A 26,944-nucleotide genomic window follows, 5' to 3' on the forward strand; every position below is an offset into this window, starting at 1 on the left:
TTACCTACGCAGTTCGGCGGCTAGACCGCGAGCCTGCGCGCATTGAGGCGACCGATCGGTTGACAGGAGAGCTGTCCCGTCGCGGCATCGGTACGCACATCGACGTCGATGCCGTACACCGGACCGAGGCGGTCCGGGGTCAGCACCTCCACCGGCCTTCCACTGGCGACGACCTCGCCGGTACCGAGCAGCACTACCTGATCGGCGACGGCCGCGGCCTGGTTGAGGTCGTGCAACACGACGCCGACGGCGACGCCGTGGTCGTCGGCCAGGTCACGGATCAGGTCGAGCACCTCGATCTGGTAGCGCAGGTCGAGGTATGTGGTGGGCTCGTCGAGGAGGAGCACGTCGGTGCGCTGCGCCAGTGCCGTGGCCAGCCAGACGCGCTGCCGTTCCCCGCCGGACAGCTCGTCCACACCACGGTCGGCCATCGCCTCGACGCCGGTCACCGACATCGCCCACGAGATGGCGTCCCTGCCCTCGGGGTCGTCGCCGCCGAACCGCTTCCGGTGCGGGTGGCGGCCGTAGCCGACCACATCGGCGACGGACACGCCGCCGGGCACCGGCCGCGCCTGCGCGAGCAGGGTGACCCGGCGCGCGAAGTCCTTGGCGGACCAGTGCGCGACGGTCTCGTCGTCGAGCAGCACCCGGCCGTCGGCGACCTTGTGCAGCCGCGCCAGGGCGCGCAGCAACGTCGACTTGCCGGAGCCGTTCGGGCCGACGAGGGCGGTCACCGCGCCGGGGTACAACGCCACGCTGGCCTGCTGCACGACCGGCTCCCGGCCGTAGTGCAGGGTCAGGGCCTCGCCAGCGAGCGCGCCCACCGTGGTCACCGTCATGGGCATATCTTAGGCAAGGCTTACCTACCGAGCACCAGTGACTGTGACCGAGAATACGCACCGTGTGCGGAGCGTGCGTCCTTCCTTCCCCCGCGCGGACGTGGCCGTCGGTGCGTGGCGACACAATCGGCGGGTGCCCATCGTCGCCGTGCAGTCCGCATGCCAGCAGGTCGACGAGCGCGGCGTGCCCTGTGCGCCGCCGGTCCTGCCAGGCACCACGGCCGAGTGGCTGGCGTACGTCGAGGAGCAGGAGCGCACCGCGTCACCACGTTGGGTGGTCGGCGACTGCGCGGCCACGTACCCCGTGCTGCTGAACGCCGGAGTGCGGCTGCGCAAGGCGCACGACCTGCGCCTCACCGAGGCGCTGCTGCAGGCGTACGCCGGCAGCCCGGCACCCCACGACGCGCCGCAGACGGAGCGGCCGAGCGCACAGCCCGACCTCTTCGAGCCCGAGCCGGTGCCCGAGGACCCCGCGACCGCCGTCGCCGCGGCGAGCCGGCGGTACGCGGACCAGCTGGCCAGGATCGCGGCGACCGAGCGGCCGCGGCACTTCGAGCTGCTCGTCGCGGCGGAGTCTGCCGGCGGTCTCGCGGCGTGCGAGATGACCGCCGCCGGCATCCCGTGGGACATCGGCGTGCACGACGCCGTGCTCACCGAGCTGCTCGGCACCGTCGACCCGGCCGGCGGCCGGCCGAGCAAGCTCGCCGCACTCGCCGAGCGGGTGCACGCCGGGTTCGGCCGGCCGGTGAACCCGGACTCCCCCGCCGACCTGCTCGCCGCGTTCCGGCAGGACGGGTACGCCATCGACACCACCCGGGCCACGACGCTGCGCCAGCTCGACCACCCGGCCGCGGCGGCGCTACTCGCGTACAAGGAGGTCGCCCGGATCCACAGCGCACACGGCTGGGCGTGGCAGGCGGCGTGGATCGCGGACGGCCGGTTCCGGCCGACGTACGTGCCAGGCGGCGTGGTGTCCGGCCGCTGGGCCACCCGCGGCGGCGGTGCGCTGCAGATCCCGCGGCGGCTGCGCCGCGCCGTCGTCGCCGACCCCGGGCACGTACTCGTGGTCGCCGACGCGGGCCAGGCCGACCCGCGGGTGCTCGCCGCGATGTCCGGCGACCCCGGCATGACCGAGGCGGCGATGGCGGACGACATGTACACGGCGCTGGCCACGCAGGCGTTCGGCGGCGACCGGGGGCGGGCCAAGCTCGGCCTGCTCGGCGCCATGTACGGCCAGACCGGCGGCGAGGCGGCCGCGCCGCTCGCGACCCTGCGGCGCCGCTACCCGGTGGCGCTGGCACTGCTCGAGCAGGCGGCGCGGGCCGGCGAGCGCGGCGCCGTCGTCCGGTCGCACCTCGGCCGCACCTGCCCACCGGCGCGCGACGGCGAGGTCGCCACCACACCGCGGGCGCGGGCGCGCGGCCGGTTCACCCGCAACTTCGTCGTCCAGGCGACCACGGCCGAGTGGGCGCTGGCCCTGCTCGCCCGCCTGCGGCTGCACCTGGCCGACCTACGCGCTCCCGGCCAGCTCGCCGAGGTGGTCTTCTACCAACACGACGAGTTCATGGTGCACGCCGAGGAACCGTTGGCCAACGCCGTGAGCGACGCCATCCACCGCGCCGGCGAGGAAGCCACCCACCTCCTCTTCGGCGAGACCGCCGTGCGCTTCCCCCTGGACGTCACGGTCGCGGACAACTACCTCGACGCGCACTGACGCCTGGTGTACGGCGCGGTCGCGAGGTACCGTGCCTAGCAGTGACGCGGGGTGCCCGGGCACGTCCGGGCTGAGAGCACACCCATCGAACCTGATCTAGTTCGCGCTAGCGGAGGGACGTCACCCGATGTCTCGAATACCCAATATCCTCACCGTTGCCGGCAGCGACCCCTCGGGTGGTGCCGGTATCCAAGCCGACCTCAAGACGTTCTCCGCGCTGGGCGGCTACGGCATGTCCGTGCTCGCTGCGTTGACCGCGCAGAACACCCGCGGTGTCGTCGAGGTGCACGACCTGCCGACGGAGTTCGTCCGCGCGCAGCTCGACGCGATCTTCGCCGACGTACGGGTCGACGCGGTGAAGATCGGCATGCTCGGCACGACCGACGTCATCACGACGGTCGCCGGCGCGCTTGCGGACCACCAGCCGCCGTACGTGGTGCTCGACCCGGTCATGGTCGCGAAGAGCGGCCACCGCCTGTTGCACCCGACGGCGGTGGCGGCGCTACGCGACGAGCTGCTGCCGCGCGTCGACCTGATCACCCCCAACCTGGCCGAAGCGGCCGACCTGCTGGACGTGGACACCGCCAAGACCACCGAGGAGATGGCCGAGCACGCCCAGCGCCTGGTGGGCCTCGGCGCCTCGCGGGTGCTGTTGAAGGGCGGTCACCTGCACGCCGACCGCAGCCCGGACCTGTTGCTCGACAACGGTTCCACGCACACCTTCGACGCCGAACGCGTCGTCACGAAGAACACCCACGGCACCGGCTGCACGCTCTCGTCGGCGATCGCCACCCTGCGTCCCCAGCGCGCGGACTGGGCGACCGCGGTCCGCGAGGCGAAGGAGTACCTCACCGGCGCCCTCCAGGCCGCCGACCAGCTCGACGTGGGCGACGGGTTCGGCCCGGTCCACCACTTCTACGACATGTGGAGGCAGCAGGTATGAGTTACGCGCGAAGGAGCTCGACGAGCGAGCTGGAGGTAGGGGCCGCGATGTCCAGAGCAGCACGACGGAGGCCGCCGCGGCACCTGCCGGAGGCTCGGGAGGAGGCGGTCGCGACATGAGCTACTGCAAGGAACTGTGGGACCACACCAGCGACCTGCAGCAGGCGATCGTGGAGCACCCGTTCAACCGGGAGCTCGCGGCCGGCACGCTGGCGAAGGACAAGTTCAGCTTCTACCTGGTGCAGGACCAGCGCTACCTGATCGGGTTCTCGAAGGCACTGGCGACGGCGTCGGCGCGGTCCACGGACGTGGCGGACGCCGCGTTCCTCGCGCAGAGCGCGCACACGGCGCTGGTGGTCGAACGCAGCCTGCACGCCGACTACCTCAGCGCGTTCGACATCGACGCGGACGAGGCGGACGGCGTCGAGACGGCGCCGTCCGGCCTCGCGTACACGTCGTTCCTGCAGGCGCTCGCCGCCACCGGCAGCTACCCGGAGCTGGTCGCCGGCCTGCTGCCGTGTTTCTGGGTGTACGAGCACGTCGGCCGCACGATCCTCGCCGACGTGGGCGACCTGGAGGGGCACCCGTACGCCCTGTGGATCCGCACGTACGCCGACGACGAGTTCGCCGCCGCCGTGGCGAACATGCGCGACATCGTCGACCGGCAGGCCGCAGGCGCCGACGACGAGCAGCGCACGGCGATGCGGCGCGCGTTCGTCCGCGGCTGCGAGTACGAGTGGCTGTTCTGGGACGCCGCCTGGCGGATGGAGCCCTGGCCCACCAGGGCCTGGGTCGCGGCTCCGTAACTCAGGCGTCCGGGTGCGCGCGCAGCTTCGCCTCGCGGTAGGTGTCACGAACCTGCTCGCCCCACGTCTGTGCGGGCTCGTGGCCGGCGCCCGACCGCACCGTCCACTGCGGTGGGTCGACGGCGCCGGACAGCACCCACGCCGCCTGCCGCGCGGCACCGATCGCGACGTACTCGCCCGGGCTCGGCACGGTGACCGGCAGGCCGAAGACCTCGGGCGCCGCCGTCCGTAGCGCCTCCGACCTGGCACCGCCGCCGATCAGCACGACGCGACGCGGCTCCACCCCGTGCCGGCGCAGCTCGGCCAGCCCGTCGGCGAGACTGCACAGCACGCCGAGCACCGCGGCGCGGGCGAGGTGCGCGGGCGTCATGGTGGCGCGGGTCAGCCCGAACAGCGAGCCGGTCGCGTCCGGCAGGTTCGGCGTGCGCTCACCCTCCAGGTACGGCACGAGCGCCAGGCCGTCCGCGGTCGGCGGCGCCTGTAGGGCGAGCCGGTCCAGGCCCTCGTGGTCGACGCCGAGCAGCGTGGCCGTGGCGTCGAGCACCCTGGTCGCGTTCAACGTGCACACCAGCGGCAGGTACCCGCCGGCCGCGTCCGCGAACCCGGCGACGATACCGGTCGGGTCGCTGGTCGGGCGGTCGTTGGTGGCGAACACCGTGCCGCTCGTGCCGACGGACACGACCACGTCGCCGACCGCGGCCTGCAACCCGAGCGCCGCGGCGGCGTTGTCGCCGGCGCCCGCCCCGACCAGCGCACCCCAGTCGGTACGCCCGACCGGTTCGCTCGGGCCGGCCACCCTGGGCGTACGCACCTCCTTGCCGAGGGCGCGCTCGACCAGGTCCGTGCGGTAGCTCTCCGCCACCGGCGACCAGTAGCCGGTGCCGGACGCGTCGCTGCGGTCGGTCGCCGGGTCGCCCGACCGCCCGAGCAGCCGCCAGCCGAGCCAGTCGTGCGGCAGCAGCACAGACGCCACCCGGTCGGCGTGCGCCGGCTCGTGCTCGCGCAGCCAGGCCAGCTTCGTCACGGTGAACGACAGCGTCGGCACCGAGCCGGTGTTGGTCGCCCAGCACTCGGCGCCGAGCTCCTCGACGAGCGCACGGGCCTGGTCCGCGCTGCGGGTGTCGTTCCACAGCAGCGCCGGCCGTACGACGGCACCGGCGTCGTCGAGCGCCACCATGCCGTGCTGCTGCGCTGCGATGGAGACCGCCTGCACCGACTCCCACAGGCCGGTGCTCGCGCTCGCGTCGCCGAGCGCCCGCCACCACTCCGCCGGGTCGACCTCGGTGGCGTCCGGATGGGATGCGGACGCCTGGGCGCGCACGTCGCCGGTCTCGGCGTCGACCAGCACGACCTTGCAGGACTGCGTGGACGAGTCGACACCGGCAACCAGACTCATGGCCGTTCCTCCACTCCCGCGTGTACCCGCGAGGGGGACAGTAGACCGCGGCGGGACGCCCACGCCACCCGCCCGTGCGGTCACCCGCAGTCGCAGGTCAACCGTCGGGTGCGATAGCTTTGGGCGCAAGTAGTAATTCTGTGTACGTGGTACATGTCACGCTCGCGGATCTACTCGCGGGCGTTCGTGCCGATGGTGCGGATCCGCCCGGGCCGGGGCTCGCAAGGTGCGGGACCCGTACTGTTCCAAGGTAGGAGAACACCGTGGCACAAGGAACCGTTAAGTGGTTCAACTCGGAAAAGGGTTTCGGGTTCATCAACGTCGACGGCAGCAGTGAGGACATCTTCGTCCACTACTCCGCCATCCAGTCCAGCGGCTACCGCACGCTGACCGAGAACGAGCGGGTGGAGTTCGAGATCACCCAGGGCCCGAAGGGCCAGCAGGCCGAGCAGGTTCGCTCGATCTGAGCTGTCTAGCTGTCATGTCCCTGGGGCGCTGGTCGTACGCAGTTCCTCGGCCAGCGCCTCCAGGGCAGGCAGCGCGTCGAGCAGCGTCTTCGTCGTGGCCGGAGGCAGCCGTTCCAAGCAACTCGCCACGATCTCCGTGCGCTGAGCGCGTACCCGTTCACTGACCTCTGCCCCCGCTGGGGTGATCTCCACGCGGGCGGCACGCGCATCGGCAGGATCCTGGACCCGGCTGATCAGCCCGAGCTCGCCAAGCCTGCCGACCACCCGCGAGAGCATCGTCGGGTTCAGCCCCTCGAGCTCGGCCAGCTCGGCGAGACCGAGCGGCCCACGTACCGCCACCAATCCGAGCACCGACGCCTGCGACGGCGTCAGCCCCTCCCCCGTCGAGGTGGCGTTGAGCTGCCGCGCGAGCCGCCCGATCACGGCGCGCATCCTGGCCAGCGATTCTGTGTCAGTCATGATCCTCGCGCTAAACGGATGAGCTCGACGGTTGCCCGGCAGCGCAACCCTCTCATCCGGCCGCACGCCCGGTGACCCACCGTACGACGACATTACTTGCCTGCCGGCAAGCAATGTAATCTAGGTAGCTGTGCGACTGCTGCGTGGTTCAGGTGACGAAGGTGCCACGCCGACCCGTACCCTCCACGCGGCGACGCCAGCGGGCCGGAGACCTCCGCGCCGGGTGCTCGTCTTCGCGATCGTCGGGTTCGCCCTGTTCATCGCGACCGTGGACACCACGATCGTGGCCACCGCGCTCGCCGCCATCCAGCACGACCTGGACGCTCCGATCAACTGGAGCGGCTGGACGATCACCATCTACGCACTCGGCCAGCTGGTCGCCATGCCGCTGTCCGGCAAGCTCAGCGACCAGTACGGCAGGAAGAAGGTCTTCCTCACCTCGGCCGTCGTGTTCGTGGTCGCGGCGTTCTGCTGCAGCCTGGCCCCCAACATCCAGACGCTGATCGCGTTCCGCGCCGTGCAGGCGCTCGGCGGCGGCGCGTTCATGCCGTCCGCGACGGGCATCGTGGTGGACCAGTTCGGCCGCGAACGCGACCGGGCCCTCGGCCTGTTCGCCAGCATCCTGCCGATCGGTTCGGCCACCGGGCCGATCATCGGCGGCCTGGTCGTGACGTACTGGTCGTGGCGCGGGGTCTTCGTCGTCGACGCGGCGCTCGGTGCCCTGCTGATCGTGCTCGGCCTGATCTTCATCCCCCGCAGCGAGCCGCGTACGACCGCCCGTCCCGACGTGCCCGGCATCCTGCTGCTTGCGCTGAGCATCCTCGCCGCCATGTACGGCGTCACGTCGCTGGGCGACGTGCACCGCGGAGTACTCAGCCCGCACTTCCTCGTCGCGGAGGCGGTCGCCGTCCTGGCCGGTGCGCTCTTCGTCTGGCACACCCGGCGGGCGGCCGCGCCGTTCATCCCCATGGTGCTGTTACGGGGCAAGGGGTTCGGCGTCACCAACGTGATCAACCTGCTCTACGGCGCGGCGACCCTCGGCCTGGTCGCCCTCATCCCGCTGTACGCGAACCGCAGGTTCGGCATCCAGGTGCTCGAGGCCGGCATCCTGCTCACCGTGCAGGCGGTGGGCACCATCTGTGTGGCCGGGCTCGCGGTGCTCGTCATCCGCCGCACCGGCTACCGCAAGCCGATCTTCACCGGCCTGCTGGTGATCGCGGTCGGCCTGCTGGTGCTTTCGCTCGGCGCTACGGTGCTGCCGCCGTACCTGTGCCTCGCCCTGGCCGCCGGCGTGATCGGCATCGGCCAGGGTGTCGCGGTACCGGCCACGAACAACGCGAGCCTGCAGCTGGCACCCGACCAGGCGGCGGCGATCGCCGGGCTGCGCGGGCTGTTCCGCCAGTCCGGCTCGATCATCGCTGTCTCCGTCACCACGGCGATCCTCGCCAGGAGCGACGAGCCCGGCCTCGCCCTGGCCTACGTCTTCGCGGCCGTCGCCGTGACGCTGGCCGGCATCCTCCCCTTCGTCCGACTGGTGCCCGAGTACCGCGGCCGCTGGTAGCTGTCGATGGCCGGGCGCCCCATTCGTCATACCCACGGGAGGCGAAGACATGGCCGAGTACCTGATCCTGACCTACGAGAACGAGGACGCCTGGGCGGACGCCGACGACGAGACCAGGACAGCGTTCGACAGGGAGCACGCGACGTTCGGCGCCACGCACGCAGGCGCCCTGCGCGGCGGCAACGCGCTGCATCCGACCGCCATGGCCACCACGCTGCGCAACGACGCCGCGGCCGGGCGCACGATCACCGACGGCCCGTTCGCCGAGGCCAGGGCGGCGCTCGGCGGCTACTACCTGGTCGAGGCGGCCGACCTCGACCAGGCGATCGCCGTCGCGAAGGACGTGCCCACCCGCTTCGGTGGCGTCGAGGTACGTCCCGTCCGCCCGACTGACTGACTGAGAGATCGTATACAACGACGGCCCGATACGCGATCCACGGGTTGCATCGGGGGAATTTTGTATGCAAAACTGCGTCCGATGACCGGATCACAGCTGCCGTTGCCGGCCGCCACCAGGCTGGTCGAGGTGGGGCTGCGGGACGGGTTGCAGACCGTCGAGCAGATCGTCGACACCGCGGACAAGGTGGCGGTGGCGCGCGCGCTCATCGACGCCGGCGTCACGGAGATCGAGGCGGTCTCGTTCGCCCACCCCCGCGTGCTGCCGCAGTTCGCCGACGCCGCCGAGGTGATGGCGCAGGTACCCCGGGTGGACGGCGTGCGGTACCGCGGCCTGGTGCCGAACGTCCGGGGCGCGGAGCGGGCCGCGGACTGCGGCCTGGACGGCATGGTCGCGCTCGCCTGCGCCGACGAGGGCGTCGCGCGGATCAACCAGAACTCCACCGTCGCCGACATCCTCGCCGGGCTGCCGGCCATCGGGCAGATCGCCGACCGCGCCGGCGCGGAGTACATCGTCGGCGTCGCCATGGCGTTCTTCGCCCCCGGCCGCGGGCTCACCCCGGAGGCCGACCGGATGCGGTGCGTGGACGCCGCCGTAGACGCCGACGCGCACGGCGTCTACCTGGCGTGCAGCACCGGCATGGAGGACCCGCGGCAGGTGCACGACGCGGTCTGCACGGTGAAGCAACGGCACCCCGGCCTGGCCGTGGGGGTGCACCTGCACGCACGCAACGGGATGGCGACGGCCACCGCGCTGGCCGCGTTGCTCGCCGGCGCCGACTGGCTGGAGGGCGCGTTCGGCGGCCTGGGCGGCGACCTGTGGGCACCAGGCGCACCCGAGGTGCTCGGCAACGCGCCGTTCGAGGACCTGGTCCACCTGACCGCGTCGATGGGCATCGAGACCGGCATCGACCTCACCCGCTACCTTCGGGTCGTACGGCAGATCGAGAAGCTCACCGGGTGGACACCGCTGTCCGCGGTCGTCGCCGGCGGCACGAGGGAGGAGCTCGCCGCCCACCGGTGGCCGACGTCGCAGCCGACCGAATAGCCGTACGGGTGTGGCAGGATTCGGTGCCGTACCTGAGCGGAGACCGGGGGTCCGATTGGCTACCCAGAAGGCCGACGTCTACGAGGCGATCGCCGCGATGATCCGCGACGGCGTGTTCGCCGCCGGCGAGCCGTTGCGGGAGAGCTCCATCGCGGCCAGGATCGGTGTCTCGCGCACGCCCGTGCGCGAGGCACTGCGGCGGCTCGCCGCCGAGGGCACCGTGGAACTACACCGCAACCGCGGCGCCACCCTGGTCGAGCTCAGCCCTACGGACATCGAAGAGATCTTCATCCTGCGCAAGCTGATCGAGCCGTACGCCTCGGGGCTGGCGGCGGACCGGGCGACCGACGACGACCTCACCAGGCTCGACGAGCTGGTGGAGAGCATGGACGCCGCGATCGCCGACCACGACCTCGACCTGCTCGCCGAGCGCAACAACGCGTTCCACGCCACCATCCTGGACGCGGCCAACGTCCGGCTGCTCAGGGACGCCCTCGCGGTCGGCACCCGCACCTCACTGGTCCAGCGCACCTTCCGCCGGTACACACCGGAGCAGCTCACCCGTTCGCAACAGCACCACCGTGACCTGGCGACGGCGATCAGGGCGGGTAACGCGCCATGGGCCCAGGCCACCATGACCGCCCACATCGAAGCGGCGCGCGAGGTCTACGCGGTCAGCGAATGACCCGCTGTGGGGGTGGCGTGCGCGCCGAAAATCGGTAAGGTGACCGCGCAACACCCCGACGGCAAAGGCGCTGGAACACGAGGCGGTCATCTGCTGCTCTCAGCTCGAGAAGCGGTTCTCGTCGGAGGACAGTCGTAACGGGGGCATGCGTACTGTTCGCCGCGCTGGTCATCACCGTTCTCGGTGCGCTGCTCCCCTCCGCGGGCGCGACCGCACAACAGAACGGCGACTACCAGATCGAGCCGCCCGGCCTCGTGCTCACCGGTGTGTCGTTCTCCGTGGACGTCACCGTCAAGGGCGACGCGCCCGAGTCGCTACAGCTGCGCGTCGACGGTGAGACGGCCACCGCAATGGTGTCGGACGGCACGGCCACGTTCGAGGACCTCACCACCTCACAGGTCGGCGACGTGTCGCTCGCCGTCGTCGAAGGCGGCGAAGAGGTCAGCACCGCGACGACGAAGTCGATCCCCGGCTGGTTGTCGGTGCTGCCCCCGCTGTTGACGATCGGCATCGCGCTGGCCTTCCGACAGGTCGTACCCGCGTTGTTCCTCGGCATCTACGCCGGCGCGATCCTCACGCACGGAATGTCCTTCTCCTCGCTGTGGTACGGGCTGCTCGACACGTTGCAGGTGCACGTGGTCAACGGCATCGCGCCGCCCGACGACCAGAGTCACGTCCAGATCATCGTGTTCTCGTTCATGATCGGCGGGATGGCCGGCATCATCTCGAAGAACGGCGGGATGCGCGGCGCGGTCAACCACATCGTGCGGCTGGCGAGCACCCGCAGACGAGGTCAGACGACCGGCGGGGTTCTCGGCCTGGCCGTCTTCTTCGACGACTACACGAACACGCTCGTGGTCGGCAACGCCATGCGTTCGGTGACCGACAGGCTGCGGATATCGCGGGAGAAGCTCGCGTACATCGTCGACTCCACCGCTGCACCGGTGGCGAGCATCGCGTTGGTCACCACGTGGATCGGTTTCGAGATCGGCCTGATCGGCGATGCCGTCGGCCGGATCGACGGCATCGACATGGACCCGTACGCGATCTTCCTGCAGTCACTCCCCTACGCGTTCTACCCGGTTCTCGCCATCATCCTCGTGTTCCTCGTCGTCCTCTCCGGACGTGACTTCGGCCCGATGCTGAAAGCGGAACGCCGCGCACTGCGCGAAGGCAAGGTGCTGCGCGACGGCGCCGACGTGGACCCGGCCGCGACGGGCGGCGAGGAGATGGAGGCCAAGGAGGAAGCCCCGCAGCGCGCAGTCAATGCCGTGCTGCCGGTGCTCGCCCTCATCGGCGTCGCCCTGGCAGGCCTCTACGTGACCGGCGACGGCGACAACCTCAGGGACATCGTCGGCAGCGCGGACTCCTACGCGGCATTGATGTGGGCGTCGCTGTTGGCCGTACTCGTCGCCGTGGTCCTGTCGATGGTGCAGCGCCTGATCAGCCTGAGCGAGATCACGAAGGCCTGGTACTCGGGCGTCAAGTTCATGATGTTCGGCATGATCATCCTGATCCTCGCCTGGGCGCTGTCGAACGTGATGGACGAGCTGCAGACCGGCGAGTACCTGGTGACCATCCTCGGTGGCAACCTGCCGGTGTTCCTCGTGCCGGCGCTGATCTTCCTGCTGGCGGCGGTGATGAGCTTCTCCACCGGCACCAGTTGGGGCACCATGGGAATCCTGTTCCCGCTGGCCATTCCGCTGACCTGGTCGGTGCTCGAGGCCAACGACATGGCGGACCCGGCGCACTACTTCATCCTGTTCGCGGCGATCCGGTCGATCCTGTCCGGCTCGATCTTCGGGGACCACTGTTCACCGATCTCCGACACCACCATCCTGTCGTCACTCGGTTCGGGCTGCGACCACGTGGACCACGTACGCACCCAGCTGCCGTACGCGCTTCTCATCGGTGCCGTCGCGCTGATCTTCGGCCTGTTCCCGATGGGCTTCGGCGTGCCCGGCTGGATCCTGTTCATCGCCTGCCTGGTGGTGCTGGTCGTCGCCTTCTGGCTGCTGAGCAAGCGCGTCGACGACGGCAGCGCGCCACCGGCCGAGGAGGAGCAGGAGGCCGCGGCTACGACCTGAGCGCCCGGTGCACGACACGGAGCAGGTCGAGGGCGCGCGGCGAGCTCATCACGTCCTCGAGCAGCAGCGGGCGGCCATCCGGGTCGGTCAGTGGCACCCGCCAGTTCGGGTACTCGTCCACGGTGCCCGGCTGGTTCTGGGTGCGTCGCTCGCCGACGGCGTCGGTCAGGGCGACACCGACCAGCCGGGCCGGCGTGCGGCACACGTAGGCGTGCATCGCCGCGATCACATGGGCGTCGCCGGCCGCCGGGTCGTCGAGCAAACCGTTGGTACGTAACGTCTCCAGCCACTGCGCGCGGTCGGCCTCGTCGGCGGCGCGCTCGTCCTCGACGCTGCGGGTGAGCAGGCCGAGCTCGTGCCGCAACGCGACGTGGTCACCGGCGAGGTAGCCCGCGGTCGGCGGCAGGTCGTGCGTGGTCACCGTGGCGAGGCACAGCTCCCGCCAGCGCTCGGCCGGCAACGGGGCACCGCCGTCGTCGCGCTCGAACCACAGCACCGACGTGCCCAGGACGCCGCGCTCGGCGAGGTAGTCGCGGGTGGCCGGCTCGATGGTGCCGAGGTCCTCACCCACCACCACCGCACCCGCGCGGTGCGCCTCCAGCGCGAGGATGCCGACCATCGCCTGGTGGTCGTACCGCACGTACGTGCCGTCGAACGGCGAGGCGCCGTCCGGGATCCACCAGAGGCGGAACAGGCCGGCGACGTGGTCCACCCGCAGTCCACCGGAGTGCCGCAACAGGGCACGCAACATGTCGCGGTACGGGGCGTAGCCCGCCTCGGCCAGCCTGGTGGGGTGCCACGGCGGTTGCTGCCAGTCCTGGCCCTGCTGGTTGAACGCGTCCGGCGGCGCGCCCGCGGTGACGCCGAGCGCGAGTACGTCCTGGCCCGCCCACGCGTCCACGCCGCCGGGGGCGACGCCGACCGCGAGGTCGTGCATCACTCCCAGTGGCATGCCGGCGGCGGTCGCCGTGCGCTGCACCGCGGCGAGCTGCTCGTCGAGCTGCCACTGCAGCCAGCAGTAGAAGTCGACGCGGTCGGCGAGGTCGGCCCGCGCGGCCGCCACGTCGGGCGCCCCCGGCGCGCGCAGGCCGGTCGGCCAACCGCGCCAGTCCGCGCCGTGTTTCTCCGCGAGCGCGCACCAGGTGGCGAACTCGTCGAGCGCGCTGCCCTCCGCTGCGACGAACCGCTCGTACTCCTGCTGCCTGCTGCGGCTGCGCGGCAGCTCGTACACCATCTCGAGCGCGGCCAGCTTGGCTCGCCAGCAGCTGTCCCTGTCGAGCCGGTCGGCGGTCGCCGGCGACGGACGCAGCGGCTGCGCGAGGTCGTCCACGCGGGCGCGTACCTCCACCGGCGCGGTGGCGTACTCGGCGATGTCCTCAACCCGCAGGTACAGCGGGTTGGGGAAGCGGCGCGTCGCAGGGAAGTACGGCGACGGCTCGAGCGGCGGCACCGGCGCGGACGCGTGCAGCGGGTTGACGAGCACCAGCCCGGCGCCCGCACCGGCGCTCCACCCGGTCAGGTCGGCGAGGTCGTGCAGGTCACCGATGCCCCAGGACGCGGCGGAGCGCACCGAGTACAGCTGCACCATCAGCCCCCAGGTGCGCAGCCCGGCCGGCACGCCGAGGAACGCGGGCGTGACGGCAACCGGGGCGGTCGCCTCGCCGCCGGTGTGCCGTGCGACGACCGTGTGCCAGCCGAGCGGCAGGTCGGCGGGCAGTCGATAGACGTACTCGCCGACGAGCACGCCGTCGACCTCGACCGGCTGGACGTGCACGAGCAGCTGCATCAGGTCGCGGCGTACGGTGCCGTCCTCGCAGCGCACCTCCACGTCGACGGGTGTGGCTTCGGGGACGTGTACCCGTACAGAAGGGGCCGTGCCCTCCGTCGTCACCACCACCGGGGGGAGCACGCGGCGCCAGGGCGCCAGCCGGCGCTGCGCGAGTGCCTGCTCGATCCGCTCCGGTGTGGGCACGTCGACGCCGAGCGCGGCGAGCACGCCGACGACCGTGGAGCGCGGCACCTCGACGGGGTTGCCCTGCCAGTCCCGGTAGCTCGTCGCGATGCCGTACGCCTCGGCCAGCTCGCGGAGCGGCTCCCACTCACCTCGATCGGACACCTGCGCAACCCTACGACGCGTAGCCGGCCGCCGGCTGGGTAGTCGTAATACGTACGGTCCACGAGAAGAGGAGACCGTGATGGGACTGAAGGACAAGGCGAAACGGCTGGCCCGCGGCCGCAAGCGCGAGATCGACAAGGGCCTGGACAAGGCCGAGCAGGTCGTCTCGGAGAAGACCAGCGGCAAGCACGCCCAGAAGGTGCGGTCGGTGCGGCGGAAGGCCGACGAAGCCCTCGCCGACGGCGACGACAAGCAGCCCCCGCCACCCCCGCGCTGACCAGCGTCAGCCGATGGCCGCGTCGCGCAGCCGGAGCGTGAACAGCAGCGAGACCACCGGCACGACCAACAGCACGGCAAGCGCCGTCGGCAGGCCGCGCGCGTCGGCGAGCATGCCGAGCAGCGGGGTGGCCGACCCGCCGATGGTCATCGCGACGCCGAGGGTGAGGCCGCTGGCGGTGCCGACCCGGTTCGGCAGGTACTCCTGCCCAAGCGTCACCTGCACTGCGAACGGCATCATCGTCGCGAAGCCGAGCACGGCAGCGGCGGCGAGCGCGACCGGCACGTTCGGCGCGAGCAGCAGCCCGAGCAGCCCCGGCAGGCAGGCGAGGTAGCCGATCCGCATGGCGCGTACCCGCCCCAGCCGGTCGCCGAGCGCGCCACCGAACACGGTGCCGACGGCACCTGCGCCAAGGAACGCGGTGAGGCTGGCGGCACCCACGCGGGTGGACGCGTCCAGGTCGTGGATGAGGTAAAGCGCGACGAACGCGGTGATCCCGAACTGCAGCACCGACCTGGTGACCACGGCCGCGGTCAGCCAGCCGAAGCTGCGCCAGTCGTCGCGGCCGGCCGGCTGTGTCCGGCCGCCGCGCGCGGCGTTGTTCCCGGCGGCGAACCGCCTTCTCGACCACGCCCACAGCGGCAGCAGCACCACGAACGCACAGGCACCGAACGCAGCGAGCACCGGAGTCGCCGACACCCCGCCTTGCGAGAGCACCGGCTCCACGAGCAGCGGCGCACCCGCAAGGCCGACCAGGCCGCCGACCGAGAACCAGCTCATGCCCTGGGCCGACCCGCCGCTGGCCCGGCGCGCCGCGCTCGCGGCCTCCGGGTGGTACGCGGCCACGGCGATGCCGGCGAGCGCCACCGCCGCCCAGGTGACGGCGTAGACGTCGAACACCCCGGAGATGCCGATGCCCAACCCGGCAACCAGCGGTCCCACGCCGACCAGCCACGGCATCTTGCGCCTGTCGGTGATCGCGCCGAACAGCGGCTGCACCAGGCTGGCCAGCAGCGTCGCGGCCAGCGTGATGCCGGCGACGGCCGCGTAGTCGTAGTGCCTGGTGGCGACGAGGAACGGCAGCATCGCCGGCACCGCGCCCTGGTGGAAGTCCACCACGGCGTGGCTGACGATCAGGATGACCAGCGACGGACGGTGCACGATACGGGGACGGTCGCGCTTCGCGCGGGAGGTGGGGGTCTGCGTACTCACTGTCCCGATCATCGCCGGTACGCGGCCGTGCTGGAAACGGCTATCCTGCCAACTGATGCCGGAAACTCGCCACATTGCCGAGCCGCACCCCTCTGCCGGGGCGGCACCTCAGGGTCGGGTCGGTGACCACCAGCCGGGTCTGCGCACCACCACCGCCACCACCAGGCGGCTGGCCAGCGGCGCCACCATCGACTGGCACGTACACGAGTCCGACCAGATCTGCCTGCCGTTGTCCGGCGTGCTCGCGTTCCTCACGAAGGTCGGCTCCTGGGTGGTGGCCGCGCCCGACCGCGCGGCGTGGATCCCGGCCGGCGTCTGGCACTCGCACGTCGCCCACCGGCACACGGAGCTGCGCTCGGTGCTGCTGCCCGGCCCCACCGAGCGCGACCTGCAGGCGCCGACGGTGCTGGTCGTCGACCGGCTGTGCCGCGAGCTGGTCCGCACGCTGGTCGAGGAGCCGCCGACCGACCCGGTCGAGTACGAGCACCTCACCGCCGCACTGCAGCACCGGATCAGGCACCGGCAGGTGCGCGCACTGCACCTGCCCGAGCCACGCGACGACCGGCTGGTGCACCTCGCCCAGCTGCTCAACGCCCACCCCGGCGAGACCCGGACACTCGAGCAGCTCGGAAGCGAGATCGGCGCCAGCGCCCGCACGCTCAGCCGGCTGTGCCGCGCCGAGCTGGGGCTGACCTTCCCGTCCTGGCGCACCCAGATCCGGCTCAGCCACAGCCTGGTGCTGCTCGCCGACGGACGCACGGTCACCGCCACCGCGTCCGCGTGCGGCTGGGCGAGCATCAGCACGTTCATCGCCTGCTTCAGGGACTTCTTCGGCGTCACCCCGCGTGCGTACCAGCAGGCGGGTACCCCGCAGCGAAATCCGGATGCCGCGCGCCCGCGCCGTTCCTAGACTGCCGGGATGGGCGTTCCCCTGGACCACCTCCTCGCGTTCACACTCGCGGCGTTCATCCTGATCGTCATCCCCGGCCCTTCGGTGCTGTTCGTGATCAGCAGGGCGCTGGCGTACGGCAGGCGCGCCGCGCTGCTCACCGTGCTCGGCGGCGCCATCGGCGGCTTCGTGCTCGCCTCGGCGGTGGCGCTCGGCGTCGGTGCGATCGTGCCGGCCTCGGCCGTGGCGTTCACCGTGATCAAGTTCGCCGGCGCCAGCTACCTCGTCTATCTCGGCATCCAGGCGTTCCGGCACCGGCGGAAGCTGCGCGACGCGTTCGAGCGCGAGCTGAGCCCGGTAAGCGACCGGCGGACGTGCTGGCAGGGCTTCGTGGTCGCCGTGACCAACCCGAAGTCGGCGGTGTTCTTCGCCGCGGTGCTGCCGCAGTTCGTGGATCCGGCCGCCGGCCACACCAGCATGCAGATGATCCTGCTCGGCGCCATCACCGCCGGCATCGCGCTGATCTGCGACTCGGTGTGGGGAGTGCTCGCCGGCGCCGTCCGCACCTGGTTCGCCCGGTCCACGCGCCGACTCGAGCTGGTCGGCGGCGCGGCCGGGCTGACCATGGTCGGTCTCGGGGTCGGCCTCGCGTTCAGCGGCCGGCACGAGTAGTCAGCTGGCGAGCTCGCCGGCCGCGGTCTGGGGACGTAAATAGGGCTCCCAGGAGGGCTCGCGCTTCGCGTACCCGACGAGCAGCGCCACCGTGCCACGCGGCGGCTGCGGCTGCACGGACATCGTCCAGCCGATCTCGGGCAGCAGCCGGTCGGCCTTCTTGTGGTTGCACTTGCGGCACGCCGCCACCACGTTCGTCCACACGTGCCGGCCGCCGCGCGAGCGGGGCACCACGTGGTCGATGGTCTCCGCCTTCGCGGCGCAGTAGACGCACGCGTGCAGGTCGCGCTGCAGCACGGCACGGCGGCTCAGCGGCACGCTGCGGCGGTACGGCACGCGCACGTACCGGCTCAGCAGCACCACCGTGGGCGCGGGTACGTCGAGACGCTCGGAGTGGAGGGTGTGCTGGCCGGTCTCCAGGATGGTCGCCTTCTCCGCCAGCACCAGGATGACCGCACGCCGCAGTGGTACGACGCACAGTGGTTCGTACGTCGCATTGAGGACAAGCGCGTGGGCCACCTTGTCACTCACCTCCGGGACAAGTTTGCCCAATAACGGAGCGAAACGGCTACGGAGAATGGCGGAATCGGCGTGTCGGCGCGTTGAGCGGCGGGTTGTCCGGGGCATCCGCACTGGCAGCGCGCCGATTGCCGTCCCTCACGCAGGGTGTGCCACCGGACGCGTCCGCGTCAACCGGCCGCCGGCGAGCCGGTACGCCTCGTCCACCTGGTCGAGGTCGGCGAGCCGGTGGGTGAGCAGCAGCACCGTACGGCCGGCGGTGGCTGCCAGCAGGTCGGTTACCAGGGCGGCTGCGGTCGGTTCGTCCAGGTGTTCGGCGGGTTCGTCGAGGATCACCACCGGGGTGTCGGCCAGCAGCACCCTGGCCAGTGCGATCCGCTGGCGCTCACCGCCCGAGACCCTGCTGCCGTGCTCGCCGACCCTAGTGTGGATGCCGTCCGGCAGGCTCGCCAGCCAGTCGCCAAGCCGCGCCGCGGCGAGCGCGTCGCGCACCTCACCGTCGGTGGCGGAAGGCCGCGCCAGGCGGACGTTCTCCGCGACGGTGGAGTCGAAGAGGTAGGCGTCCTGTGCGCACAGCCCGACCACCCGCCGGGCGCGCACCTCGGACCCGCCCACGGTCACCTGCCCGGCTTCCGGCGTCAGCTGGCCGAGCAGGACGTTCGCGAGCGTGCTCTTGCCGGCGCCGCTCGCACCGGTGACGGCCACCCGGGCGCCAGCGGGCACGGTCAGGTGCAGCCGGTCGAGCACCGCCGGCCGGCCGTCCGCCCACCGCGCCGTGACCCCGGTGAGGCGCACGTCGTACGGCTGCCGCGGCCGTCCGGCCGGCTGGCGCCCGGCACCGGCGACGGCCGGGCGCGGCAGCGCGCGCAGCCGGCGAAGCGAGGCGAGCGAGCGCAGGCCGTGTCGCACGGCGTCCGGCACCGTGCCGAGCACGTCGGCCAGACCGAGCGGCACGAGCGCCACCACGGCCAGCGAGGTGCCGTCCAGGGTGCCCGCGCGCACCGCCTGCACGCCCTGCGCGAGCGCGTAGCAGCTGGCCAGCCCGGTCGCGGCGAGGACCACCGCGGCGCCGGCACCGACCCACCAGGCGCTGCGCGTCTCGGCCGCGCGCAGCCGTGCGTCCCGGTCGGCGACGGTGGTGTCGGTGCCGCCGTACGCGACCAGGTCGGGCAGGCCGTGCAGCAGCTCGGTCGTCGCGGCGGCGAGCGCCGCGCGCCTGGGCGGCACGGCCGCAGCCGCACGCCGCTGCGCGTACCCCACGAGTAGCGGCACCGCCACCACCGCGACCAGCGCCGCGGCGAGCAGCGTGCGGCCGGCGGCGGGCAGCAGGGCCGCGACGGCGACCACGGCGCCACCGGCGACGAGCGCGGCCGTCAGCAGCGGCAGCACCGCGCGCAGCAGCAGGTCGAGCACGGCGTCCACGTCGTCGACCAGCCTGCTGCCGAGGTCGCCGAGCCGGTACCGCTGCAGCTGCGCGGGCCCGAGCTCGGCGAGCCACGCGTACACCCTGGCCCGCACCCGGGCGAGCACGGCGAACGCGGCGTCGTGGCCGAGCAGCCGTTCCGCGTACGTGAGCACGGCACGCGCCAGCCCGAACGCGCGCACGGCGACGATCGCGACCAGCAGGAACAGCACCGGCGGCTGCTCGGCCGCCCGCGAGATCAGCCAGCCGGACGTGGCGAGCAGCGCGACCCCCGCCCCGGCAGCGCCGACGCCGAGCGCCAGCGCCCCCGCCAACCGCACCGCGATGCCGACCGCCCCGAGCGGCCGGCCGCGGTCCGCGTCAGCCGGCCCCGCAGGAACCGGGTCGGCGGCGACCACCTCGGGCACGGCCGCCTGGGACGCCGGCAGATGCACCACCCGGTCGGCCGCCGCGAGCACGGCCGGACGGTGGGTGACGACGACGGCCGTGGTGCCCCGCGCCCGCAGCGTCCGCAGCACCGCGAGCTCGGCGTCGGCGTCCAGGCCGGCCGTCGGCTCGTCCAGCAACAGCAGCGCCGGCCGGCGCACGAGCGCACGGGCGAGCGCGACCCGGCGGCGCTGGCCCTCGGACAGCAGCAGACCGCCCTCGCCGACCTCGCTCGCCGGGGCCAGCTCACCGATCCCGGCCAGGCGCAGCGCCTCGGCGACCGCTGCCCCGTCGGCCGCCGGGGCACCGAGCCGCACGTTGTCGGCCACCGTGCCGGCGAACAGGTACGGCCGCTGCGGCACCCAGCCGAGCTGGCGCCGCCACGCGCCGAGGTCGTACGCGTCCAGCGGCCGGCCGGCGACGGTCACCCGCCCGGCGGCCGGCCACACGAACCCCAGCAGCACGGCGAGCAGCGACGACTTGCCGCACCCGCTCGGTCCGGTCAGCGCCACCAGCTCGCCCGGCCGCACCTCGAGCGACGCGCCGGCGACCGCCTCGCCGCGGTCGTACCGCACGGTCACGTCCTCGACCCGCACGACCTCGCGCCGCAGGTCGGGCACGTCGGCGGCGCCACCGCGCGCCGGCGTCGTCTCGAGCACCTCGAACACCCGCTGCGCCGCGGCCAGCCCGTCCATGCTCGCGTGGAAGTGCACACCGACCCGGCGCAGCGGCAGGTACGCCTCAGGGGCGAGCAGCAGCACCAACAGCCCGGTGGCCAGGTCGAGCTGGCCCTCCACCACGCGCAGCCCCACCCCGACCGCGACGAGCGCCACCGAGAACATGCTGAGCAGCTCGAGCACGAGCGCGGAGAGGAACGCCAGCCGCAACGTGGCCAGCGACTCCCGCCGGTACGCGTCGGTGACCCTGCGCACCCCCTCGGCCTGCGCGCGTGCCCGGTCGAAGACCTGCAGCGTCGGCAACCCGGCGACGACGTCCGCGAAGTGGTGCGCAAGCACGGCGAGGGCACGCCAGCGCCGGTCGCTGTGCCGCTGCGTCGCCAGCCCGACGAGCGCCATGAACACCGGCACCAGCGGCAGCGTCACGGCGACGATCACCGCGCTGACCGGGTCGGCCCCGACGAGCGTCGCGAAGACGAGCAACGGCACGGTGCACGCCAGCACCAGCTGCGGCAGGTAGCGCGCGAGGTAGCCGTCCAGCCCGTCGATGCCGCGGCCGACGAGCGTCGCGAGGCCACCGCTGCGCTGCCCGGTGAGCCAGCCGGGACCGAGCTCGAGCACGTGCGCGACCAGCCGCCGCCGCAGCGTCGACTTCACCCGCGCGGCCGCCGCGTGCGCGGTGACGTCCTGCAGCCAGGACAGTGCCGCCCGCGCCAGCACCGCGAGCGCGAGCGCGATCAGCGAGCCGCGGACGTCGCCTAGGTCGGCGCCGTCGAGGAACGCCGCGCTGACCACGTCGGCGAGCAGCGCCGCCTGCACCAGCAACAGCACCCCGGTGGCCGTGCCGGTGGCGACGCACGCGCCGAGGTAGCCGATGGTCGTGCGCGCGTAGCGCAGCAGCCGCGGGTCGAGCGGCCTCATGGCGCCAGCACCCGGCGCCTGAAGACCCAGTAGCTCCACGCCTGGTACGCGAGGACGAGTGGCGTGCAGATCACGGCGATCACCGTCAGGATGCGCAGTGCGTACGGCTGCGCGACCGAGTCCGCGAGGGTCAGCGACCACGCCGCGGTCGACGTGGCCGGCACCGCGTCGGGGAACAGCGCGACGAACACGGTCGCCACCGCCGCCGCCACGCCCACCGCGGTGCCGGCGAACGCCCACCCGTCCGCACGCCGCCAGGCCGCGACCGACGCGACGAGCAGCGCCACCACCGCGAGCCCTGCGACGCCCGCCGACCCGGCGTCGCCGCGTGCGTACTGCACCTGGCCGAGGAAACCGGCGACCACGAGCACCACGGCAGGGGCCGCGTAGCGCGCGACCCGCAACGCACGCTCCCGCAACCCGCCGGTGGTTCGCAGCGCGAGGAACGTCGCACCGTGCAACACGCACAGGCCGAGCACCGCCGCCGCGCCGAGCACGCCGCCGAGCCCGTCCACGGCGACGACCGAGCCGGCGTACGTGCCGTCGCGGTCGAGGGGCAGGCCGTGCACGAGTGTCCCGAACACGGCGCCCCACAGCGCGGCGGGCAGTAGCGAGCCCAGGCAGACGACGGCGTCGCAGCGGCGGCGCCAGCGCGGGTCGTCGCGCTTGCCGCGGAACTCCAGCGCCACGCCCCGGCCGATCAGCGCGACGAGGATCGCCAGCATCGGCAGGTAGAACGCGCTCAGCATGGTGGCGTACCACGCGGGGAACGCCGCGAACGTCGCACCGACGGCGACGACCAACCAGACCTCGTTGCCGTCCCACACCGGGCCGATGGTCTGCAACATCGCCGCCCGGTCGTGCTCACCGCGCCGGCCGACGACCGGCAGCAGCGCGCCGACGCCGAAGTCGAACCCGTCGAGCACCAGGTAGCCCACCCAGAAGAACGCGACCACCGCGAACCAGACGGTGCTGAGCTCCATGCCGATCTCCCAACCTTTCAGTACGCGAGGGTCAGCGGCGCGTCGGTGTCCGGCTCGTCCGCCGGCGGCTCGGCATCCGGATCCGGCGCGCCGTTGCGCGCGAGCTTGGTCAGCAGCCAGACCTCGACCGTGCCGAGCAACGCGTACACGGCGATGAAGACGGCGAGCGAGAACGCCACCTGGCCGGCCGCCGTACCCGGCGAGACGCCGTCGGCCGTCTGGAACAGCCCGAACGCCAGCCACGGCTGCCTACCCACCTCGGTGAAGATCCAGCCGGCGCTGTTGGCCAGCAGCGGCAGCACCGGCAGCGCGAGCGCCGCGCGCGCCAGCCACCGGCTGCGTGGGAAGGCCGCGTGCCTCGTCTTTGCCGTACGTCGTAGCAACAGCAGACCGCCGAGCGCCGCAGCCACGGCGAGCATGCCGAACCCGATCATGAGCCGGAAGTTCCAGTACGTCGCGGGGACGTTCGGCAGGTAGTCGCCCGGGCCGTACGTGGCGACGTACTCCCGCTGGACGTCGCGGATGCCCTCGACCTCGCCGTCGAGCGTGCCGGTGGCGAGGAACGAGGAGAGGTAAGGGATCCGCAGGCTCCACACCTCTTCGCGGCCGTCCAGCGTGCCGACGGTGAACACGCTGAACGAGGCCGGCCGCGACGTCTCGTACAGCGCCTCGGCGGCGGCCATCTTCATCGGCTGCTGCTCGGTCATCACCTTGCCCTGCGCGTCGCCGCTCACCGCGACCCCGATGCCCGCCACGAGGACGACCGCGCAGGCGGCCTTCGCGGCCGTGCGGAACACCTCGGGCTGGTGCTGCCTGGCCAGGTGCCAGAACGCGATCCCGGCGACGAGCGCGCCCGCGGTGACGAAGCTCGCGGCGGCAGTGTGCGCGTACGCGACGACGGCCGTCTCGTTGGTGAGCACCGCGACGAAGTCGGTGAGCACGGCCTCGCCCGTGCGCGGGTCGACGCGGAACCCGACGGGGTGCTGCATCCACGAGTTCGCGGCGAGGATCACGTACGCCGACACCTGCGTGCCGACCGCGACGACCCAGATGCACGCCAGGTGGACGCGTCGGGGTAGCCGCTGCCAGCCGAAGATCCACAGCCCGAGGAACGTCGACTCGAGGAAGAACGCGAGCAGCGCCTCCAGCGCGAGCGGCACGCCGAGGATCTCGCCGACGAACACCGAGAAGGCGCTCCAGTTCATGCCGAACTGCAGCTCCTGCACCAGTCCGGTGACCACACCCACGGCGAAGTTGACGATCAGCAGCTTGCCGAAGAACTGCGTCAGCCGCAGGTAGCGCTCGGCGCCGGTACGCACCCAGGCCGTCTGGAAGCCGGCGACGATCGCGGACAGCCCCATGCTCAGCGGGACGAACAGGAAGTGGAACACCGTCGTGACGCCGAACTGCAAGCGCGCCAGGTCGAGCACGTCCACGTCGCACCTCCGTCAATCTACGACAACTCGTAGTAGATACTACGCCTCGTAGTACGACGTCATGTCGTAAGATGGCTCACATGACTCGGCTCGGCGACCTGGAGCGGCAGGTGATGGAGCGGCTGTGGGCCGCAAGCGTTCCGCTGACCGTACGGACGATCCACGCGCAGCTCGCCGCCGATCGCGAGCTGGCGTACACCACGGTGATGACCGTCCTCGACCGACTGGCTAAGAAGGGCGTGGTGCAGCGGGTCCGCGACGGCCGGGCGTACCTCTACGAGCCGGTGGCCGCGCGGGAGCAGCTGGTCGCCGACCTGATGCACGAGGCACTCTCCGGCACCGACGACCGCTCCGCCGCGCTGGTCCGGTTCGTCGACTCCGCCTCCGCGGAGGAGGCCGCCGCCATGCGCGCAGCGCTGGCAAAACTGGAGCCCCCCGAGGGCGACTGACCATGATCGCGACGACTGGCCAACCCGTACGCCGCCCGGCCGGCTGGGGGCGGTAGCAATGGTGACGCCCGTGGTGCTCGGGGTGCTCGCGCTCGTGCTCGCGGGACCGGCGCCAGCACTGCTCGCCAGGGCGTCCTGGCCGCACCTGGTGCCGCGCGCCACGGCGGTGCTGTGGCAGGCGCTCGCCCTCGCTGCCGTCCTCGCCGCGTTGGGGGCCGGTCTCGCGCTGGCCACCGGGCTGCTCGTCGCGCAGCCGCTCGGCACCGTCGAGCTCGTCCTGTACGCGGCGGTCCTCGTCCTCACTGTGTTGGTGGCAGGCCGGCTCGCGTGGGCGGTGGTCTCGCTCGCCGTGCACACCCGCAGCAGGCGCCGGCGGCACCGCGCCCTCGTCGACCTGCTCGCCCAGCACGACGGGCTCGAACCTGGCCTGCGGGTGCTCGCCGAGCAGACACCCGTCGTCTACTGCCTGCCCGCGGTCCGGGACGCACGGGTCGTGCTGTCGGCGGGCGCGCTCGCCCAGCTCGACCCGGACGAGCTGGGCGCGGTGCTCGCGCACGAACGCGCCCACCTGCGCGCCCGGCACGACCTGGTGCTCGAGGCGTTCGGCGCGCTGCGGCACGCGTTTCCGCGGTTCGTCCGCAGCCACACCGCGCTCGAGCAGAACCGCATCCTGGTCGAGCTGCTGGCCGACGACGCGGCCAGGCGCAGGGTCGGCGCCGCGCCACTGGCCCGCGCCCTGGTGAAGCTGGCCGACGGCAGCACCCCGGAAGCGGCGCTGGCCGCGGCCTGCCAGGCCACGGTGCTGCGCGTGAACCGGCTGGCCGAACCCACGCGCCGCTACGACGCGCTGGCTGCAGCAACCTACGCCGCCGCCATCGCACTCGTCGCCCTGCCCACGGTCTTCGTCGCCGTCCCGTGGCTCGCCGACGTCCTCCGCGCCCTGGTCGGCGCATGAGCGTCCTCGGCATGACTGCTGAACGAGCTCAGCGCAGGAGTAAGTGAGCCGTTCCGCGGCGGGTGTACAGCACGGCGCCTACGGCGCCGAGAACACCGAGCGTGCCGATACCGACGGTACTGGCATCCCCCAACGGCCAGCCCCCGTGACCGCCGTTGGAGCCCGCGGGCGGAACGGCAGCAGCGTTGCCGTCCTCGCTATCGCTGTCCGGTGAGTCGCCGTCCTGGGTGCTGTTGCCCGGCTCGGGGACCGGGGTCTGCTTCAGCTTCTTCTCTGCCCGCTTGAAGGACGCGGGGGTGACGTCCGGTGCCTTGCCTGCGTTGCGCCACCTGTCGAGCTGGGGCATGTCGGCACAGGCCGACGGGTACTTGTCACAGTAGCTGCGGGTCGTGCCCTTGCTCTCGGCAGAGAGGATGGCGCGGGTGATCGCGCGGGCCAGGGTGCTCGAGCCGGCATCGAAGATGCTGTTCAACGTACGGCCGTCGGTGGGGTTGTTGACCTGCAGCGGCTTGCCGTCGCCGGTGGAGACGCCGAAGACGGTGTCGCCGTCGGACAGCGTGTGGCTCGGCTGGATCGCCCGGGCCATGCCGTCGTGGGCGTTGCCCGACATGCGTGCGGCTGCGGCCTTCTCCAGGGGTGCGTTGGTCGCGACCACTGCGATGGTGGTGTTGAGCGAGTCGCTGTTCGGCTTGGTGGCGGTGCCGGTCGGGCACTCGGTCTTGGCGGGCTTCTGGTAGCCGGCGAACTCGTCGCCGATGCCGTAGGCGACGCCCCACAGCGAGCAGTCCGCCGAGTTGACCGTCGAGCCCACGGAGTTCACGATCACCATGGCGCCCACGTAGATACCGTCGCCGAGGTCGACGCTGGCGGTGCCTACGCCGCCGCGCAGCCCACCAGCGCGGGCGCCGGTGCCACCGCCAAGGCTGCCCTGCCGCACCGGACCGCCCGAGGTCGCCTCCGCGGCGAGGTAGCCCCACGGAGCCGAGGTACGCGCCTTCGGGTCGCCGCCGCGGCCGAGGTCGTAGATGTCGGCCGCCGGCACGATGGGCGCCACACCCCCTGGGCCCAGCGGGATGCCCTCACCGCGGTCCTCCAGCCACCGGATGATCCCGTCGGAGGCCGACAGGCCGTACATGCTCGAACCGCCGAGCTGGATCGCGTTGACGCCGGGGTTGGAGTTGAGCGGGCTGAGGAGGTCGGTCTCCTTCGTCGCCGGGGCGCCGCCGCGTTGGTCGACACCGGCCACCGACATCTTCGGTGTGTACACAACTGACGTGCCGGTCAGGTACGGAGCGGTGTCGGACTGGACTTGACCGACCTTGATACCCGGTACGTCGGTGATGGCGTTGTTCGCGCCGGGCTTCCCTGGGACAGTCTCGGCGGACGCGGTTGGTGTGACAGCCACGAAGAAACCGACCCGGCAGGTGAGCACTGCGCCGAGCAGAAGGGCAGTAGGCCGTCGTTTCATGGAGCCTCCGATCTCAGACGCGAGAGCCGCCGGCGTGGGAAGAGACGCCGCGTCTCCGCAAGGGATGGATACGGGCGCCCGCATGGGCGCCTACGCGTCGGGCTGCTTCCACGCAGCCCGG

24 protein-coding genes and 1 riboswitch are annotated in these 26,944 nt (G+C 72.3%); of the genes, 14 read left to right on the plus strand and 10 right to left on the minus strand.

Annotated elements, in window-relative coordinates; genetic code table 11:
* Positions 1-20: 20 nt before the first annotated feature.
* A complete protein-coding gene (locus tag GEV07_02600; GenBank protein MQA01653.1) occupies positions 21-845 on the minus strand; it encodes an ATP-binding cassette domain-containing protein in 825 nt (274 codons plus the stop codon).
* Positions 846-903: 58 nt separating this feature from the next.
* Here GEV07_02600 and GEV07_02605 point away from each other — a divergent pair, with 58 nt between their 5' ends.
* The 3 genes from GEV07_02605 (at position 904) to tenA (ending at position 4,301) form a co-directional block, all read left to right on the plus strand.
* Complete coding sequence (locus GEV07_02605; protein ID MQA01654.1) at positions 904-2,553, plus strand: bifunctional 3'-5' exonuclease/DNA polymerase; 1,650 nt, start codon at positions 904-906, stop codon at positions 2,551-2,553.
* A gap of 37 nt (positions 2,554-2,590) precedes the next feature.
* Positions 2,591-2,688: riboswitch (TPP riboswitch) on the plus strand.
* Positions 2,681-3,496: a bifunctional hydroxymethylpyrimidine kinase/phosphomethylpyrimidine kinase gene (gene thiD / locus GEV07_02610; protein ID MQA01655.1), complete on the plus strand. Its 816-nt coding sequence runs from the start codon at positions 2,681-2,683 to the stop codon at positions 3,494-3,496. Its footprint overlaps the riboswitch before it by 8 nt.
* A gap of 115 nt (positions 3,497-3,611) precedes the next feature.
* Entirely contained in the window at positions 3,612-4,301 is a 690-nt protein-coding gene (gene tenA / locus GEV07_02615; GenBank protein MQA01656.1) for a thiaminase II, read from the plus strand.
* 1 nt (position 4,302) lies between these two features.
* On the opposite strand, the gene xylB is transcribed toward tenA, so the two are convergent.
* Positions 4,303-5,697: a xylulokinase gene (gene xylB, locus GEV07_02620; protein MQA01657.1), complete on the minus strand. Its 1,395-nt coding sequence runs from the start codon at positions 5,695-5,697 to the stop codon at positions 4,303-4,305.
* 263 nt (positions 5,698-5,960) lie between these two features.
* Between xylB and GEV07_02625 the strand changes: the two genes are divergently transcribed.
* Complete coding sequence (locus GEV07_02625) at positions 5,961-6,164, plus strand: cold-shock protein (GenBank protein MQA01658.1); 204 nt, start codon at positions 5,961-5,963, stop codon at positions 6,162-6,164.
* 12 nt (positions 6,165-6,176) lie between these two features.
* Here GEV07_02625 and GEV07_02630 read toward each other — a convergent pair whose 3' ends face one another.
* Positions 6,177-6,596, minus strand: a complete 420-nt coding sequence (locus tag GEV07_02630; GenBank protein MQA01659.1) for a MarR family transcriptional regulator — start codon at positions 6,594-6,596, stop codon at positions 6,177-6,179.
* 157 nt (positions 6,597-6,753) lie between these two features.
* Between GEV07_02630 and GEV07_02635 the strand changes: the two genes are divergently transcribed.
* From GEV07_02635 to GEV07_02655, 5 genes are all read left to right on the plus strand, one after another.
* Positions 6,754-8,184: an MFS transporter gene (locus tag GEV07_02635; GenBank protein ID MQA01660.1), complete on the plus strand. Its 1,431-nt coding sequence runs from the start codon at positions 6,754-6,756 to the stop codon at positions 8,182-8,184.
* A 49-nt stretch (positions 8,185-8,233) separates the two neighbouring features.
* Positions 8,234-8,581, plus strand: coding sequence for a hypothetical protein (locus GEV07_02640; GenBank protein MQA01661.1), 348 nt, complete (start codon positions 8,234-8,236; stop codon positions 8,579-8,581).
* A gap of 81 nt (positions 8,582-8,662) precedes the next feature.
* Positions 8,663-9,628: a hydroxymethylglutaryl-CoA lyase gene (locus GEV07_02645; GenBank protein MQA01662.1), complete on the plus strand. Its 966-nt coding sequence runs from the start codon at positions 8,663-8,665 to the stop codon at positions 9,626-9,628.
* Between the two features lie 55 nt (positions 9,629-9,683).
* Entirely contained in the window at positions 9,684-10,313 is a 630-nt protein-coding gene (locus GEV07_02650) for an FCD domain-containing protein (protein ID MQA01663.1), read from the plus strand.
* Between the two features lie 266 nt (positions 10,314-10,579).
* A complete protein-coding gene (locus GEV07_02655) occupies positions 10,580-12,400 on the plus strand; it encodes a Na+/H+ antiporter NhaC family protein (GenBank protein MQA01664.1) in 1,821 nt (606 codons plus the stop codon).
* On the opposite strand, the gene malQ is transcribed toward GEV07_02655, so the two are convergent.
* The gene (malQ, locus tag GEV07_02660) at positions 12,390-14,516 is read right to left on the minus strand and encodes a 4-alpha-glucanotransferase (protein ID MQA01665.1); all 2,127 of its coding nucleotides are present in this window, start codon (positions 14,514-14,516) and stop codon (positions 12,390-12,392) included. The genes GEV07_02655 and malQ overlap by 11 nt on opposite strands.
* Here malQ and GEV07_02665 point away from each other — a divergent pair.
* The gene (locus GEV07_02665) at positions 14,461-14,793 is read left to right on the plus strand and encodes a hypothetical protein (protein MQA01666.1); all 333 of its coding nucleotides are present in this window, start codon (positions 14,461-14,463) and stop codon (positions 14,791-14,793) included. The two genes, malQ and GEV07_02665, sit on opposite strands and share 56 nt — an antisense overlap.
* A gap of 6 nt (positions 14,794-14,799) precedes the next feature.
* On the opposite strand, the gene GEV07_02670 is transcribed toward GEV07_02665, so the two are convergent.
* The gene (locus tag GEV07_02670) at positions 14,800-16,017 is read right to left on the minus strand and encodes an MFS transporter (GenBank protein ID MQA01667.1); all 1,218 of its coding nucleotides are present in this window, start codon (positions 16,015-16,017) and stop codon (positions 14,800-14,802) included.
* Between the two features lie 43 nt (positions 16,018-16,060).
* Here GEV07_02670 and GEV07_02675 point away from each other — a divergent pair, with 43 nt between their 5' ends.
* Both GEV07_02675 and GEV07_02680 read left to right on the plus strand, forming a co-directional pair.
* Complete coding sequence (locus GEV07_02675; GenBank protein MQA01668.1) at positions 16,061-16,915, plus strand: helix-turn-helix domain-containing protein; 855 nt, start codon at positions 16,061-16,063, stop codon at positions 16,913-16,915.
* A 9-nt stretch (positions 16,916-16,924) separates the two neighbouring features.
* Positions 16,925-17,566: a LysE family translocator gene (locus GEV07_02680; GenBank protein MQA01669.1), complete on the plus strand. Its 642-nt coding sequence runs from the start codon at positions 16,925-16,927 to the stop codon at positions 17,564-17,566.
* Here GEV07_02680 and GEV07_02685 read toward each other — a convergent pair whose 3' ends face one another.
* The 4 genes from GEV07_02685 to GEV07_02700 form a co-directional block, all read right to left on the minus strand.
* Positions 17,567-18,085: an HNH endonuclease gene (locus GEV07_02685; protein ID MQA01670.1), complete on the minus strand. Its 519-nt coding sequence runs from the start codon at positions 18,083-18,085 to the stop codon at positions 17,567-17,569.
* 138 nt (positions 18,086-18,223) lie between these two features.
* Positions 18,224-21,532, minus strand: coding sequence for a thiol reductant ABC exporter subunit CydD (cydD, locus tag GEV07_02690; protein MQA01671.1), 3,309 nt, complete (start codon positions 21,530-21,532; stop codon positions 18,224-18,226).
* On the minus strand, positions 21,529-22,515 hold the full coding sequence (cydB, locus tag GEV07_02695; GenBank protein MQA01672.1) for a cytochrome d ubiquinol oxidase subunit II: 987 nt from the start codon (positions 22,513-22,515) through the stop codon (positions 21,529-21,531). The genes cydD and cydB overlap by 4 nt, the downstream gene beginning before the upstream one ends.
* 17 nt (positions 22,516-22,532) lie before the next feature.
* A complete protein-coding gene (locus tag GEV07_02700; protein MQA01673.1) occupies positions 22,533-23,951 on the minus strand; it encodes a cytochrome ubiquinol oxidase subunit I in 1,419 nt (472 codons plus the stop codon).
* Positions 23,952-24,022: 71 nt separating this feature from the next.
* Here GEV07_02700 and GEV07_02705 point away from each other — a divergent pair, with 71 nt between their 5' ends.
* Positions 24,023-24,400 (plus strand): BlaI/MecI/CopY family transcriptional regulator, encoded by a 378-nt coding sequence (locus GEV07_02705; protein MQA01674.1) that lies wholly within the window; start codon positions 24,023-24,025, stop codon positions 24,398-24,400.
* A gap of 58 nt (positions 24,401-24,458) precedes the next feature.
* Positions 24,459-25,355: a M48 family metalloprotease gene (locus GEV07_02710; GenBank protein MQA01675.1), complete on the plus strand. Its 897-nt coding sequence runs from the start codon at positions 24,459-24,461 to the stop codon at positions 25,353-25,355.
* Positions 25,356-25,383: 28 nt separating this feature from the next.
* Here GEV07_02710 and GEV07_02715 read toward each other — a convergent pair whose 3' ends face one another.
* Positions 25,384-26,823 carry a peptidase S58 family protein gene (locus GEV07_02715; protein ID MQA01676.1) on the minus strand — a complete coding sequence of 480 codons (1,440 nt, stop codon included), beginning with the start codon at positions 26,821-26,823 and terminating at the stop codon, positions 25,384-25,386.
* Positions 26,824-26,944: the final 121 nt, after the last annotated feature.

The organism is Streptosporangiales bacterium (genome assembly GCA_009379825.1).
Taxonomy (GTDB): domain Bacteria; phylum Actinomycetota; class Actinomycetes; order Streptosporangiales; family WHST01; genus WHST01.

Excerpts from the sequence above, each read along its gene's own strand:
- GEV07_02600 (MQA01653.1), bottom strand. The coding sequence starts at position 845 with ATGCCCATGACGGTGACCACGGTGGGCGCGCTCGCTGGCGAGGCCCTG.
- thiD (MQA01655.1), top strand. The coding sequence starts at position 2,681 with ATGTCTCGAATACCCAATATCCTCACCGTTGCCGGCAGCGACCCCTCG.
- tenA (MQA01656.1), top strand. The coding sequence starts at position 3,612 with ATGAGCTACTGCAAGGAACTGTGGGACCACACCAGCGACCTGCAGCAG.
- xylB (MQA01657.1), bottom strand. The coding sequence starts at position 5,697 with ATGAGTCTGGTTGCCGGTGTCGACTCGTCCACGCAGTCCTGCAAGGTC.
- GEV07_02630 (MQA01659.1), bottom strand. The coding sequence starts at position 6,596 with ATGCGCGCCGTGATCGGGCGGCTCGCGCGGCAGCTCAACGCCACCTCG.
- GEV07_02640 (MQA01661.1), top strand. The coding sequence starts at position 8,234 with ATGGCCGAGTACCTGATCCTGACCTACGAGAACGAGGACGCCTGGGCG.
- GEV07_02645 (MQA01662.1), top strand. The coding sequence starts at position 8,663 with ATGACCGGATCACAGCTGCCGTTGCCGGCCGCCACCAGGCTGGTCGAG.
- GEV07_02665 (MQA01666.1), top strand. The coding sequence starts at position 14,461 with ATGCCGTACGCCTCGGCCAGCTCGCGGAGCGGCTCCCACTCACCTCGA.
- GEV07_02670 (MQA01667.1), bottom strand. The coding sequence starts at position 16,017 with ATGATCGGGACAGTGAGTACGCAGACCCCCACCTCCCGCGCGAAGCGC.
- GEV07_02675 (MQA01668.1), top strand. The coding sequence starts at position 16,061 with ATGCCGGAAACTCGCCACATTGCCGAGCCGCACCCCTCTGCCGGGGCG.
- GEV07_02680 (MQA01669.1), top strand. The coding sequence starts at position 16,925 with ATGGGCGTTCCCCTGGACCACCTCCTCGCGTTCACACTCGCGGCGTTC.
- cydD (MQA01671.1), bottom strand. The coding sequence starts at position 21,532 with ATGAGGCCGCTCGACCCGCGGCTGCTGCGCTACGCGCGCACGACCATC.
- cydB (MQA01672.1), bottom strand. The coding sequence starts at position 22,515 with ATGGAGCTCAGCACCGTCTGGTTCGCGGTGGTCGCGTTCTTCTGGGTG.
- GEV07_02705 (MQA01674.1), top strand. The coding sequence starts at position 24,023 with ATGGCTCACATGACTCGGCTCGGCGACCTGGAGCGGCAGGTGATGGAG.
- GEV07_02710 (MQA01675.1), top strand. The coding sequence starts at position 24,459 with ATGGTGACGCCCGTGGTGCTCGGGGTGCTCGCGCTCGTGCTCGCGGGA.
- GEV07_02715 (MQA01676.1), bottom strand. The coding sequence starts at position 26,823 with ATGAAACGACGGCCTACTGCCCTTCTGCTCGGCGCAGTGCTCACCTGC.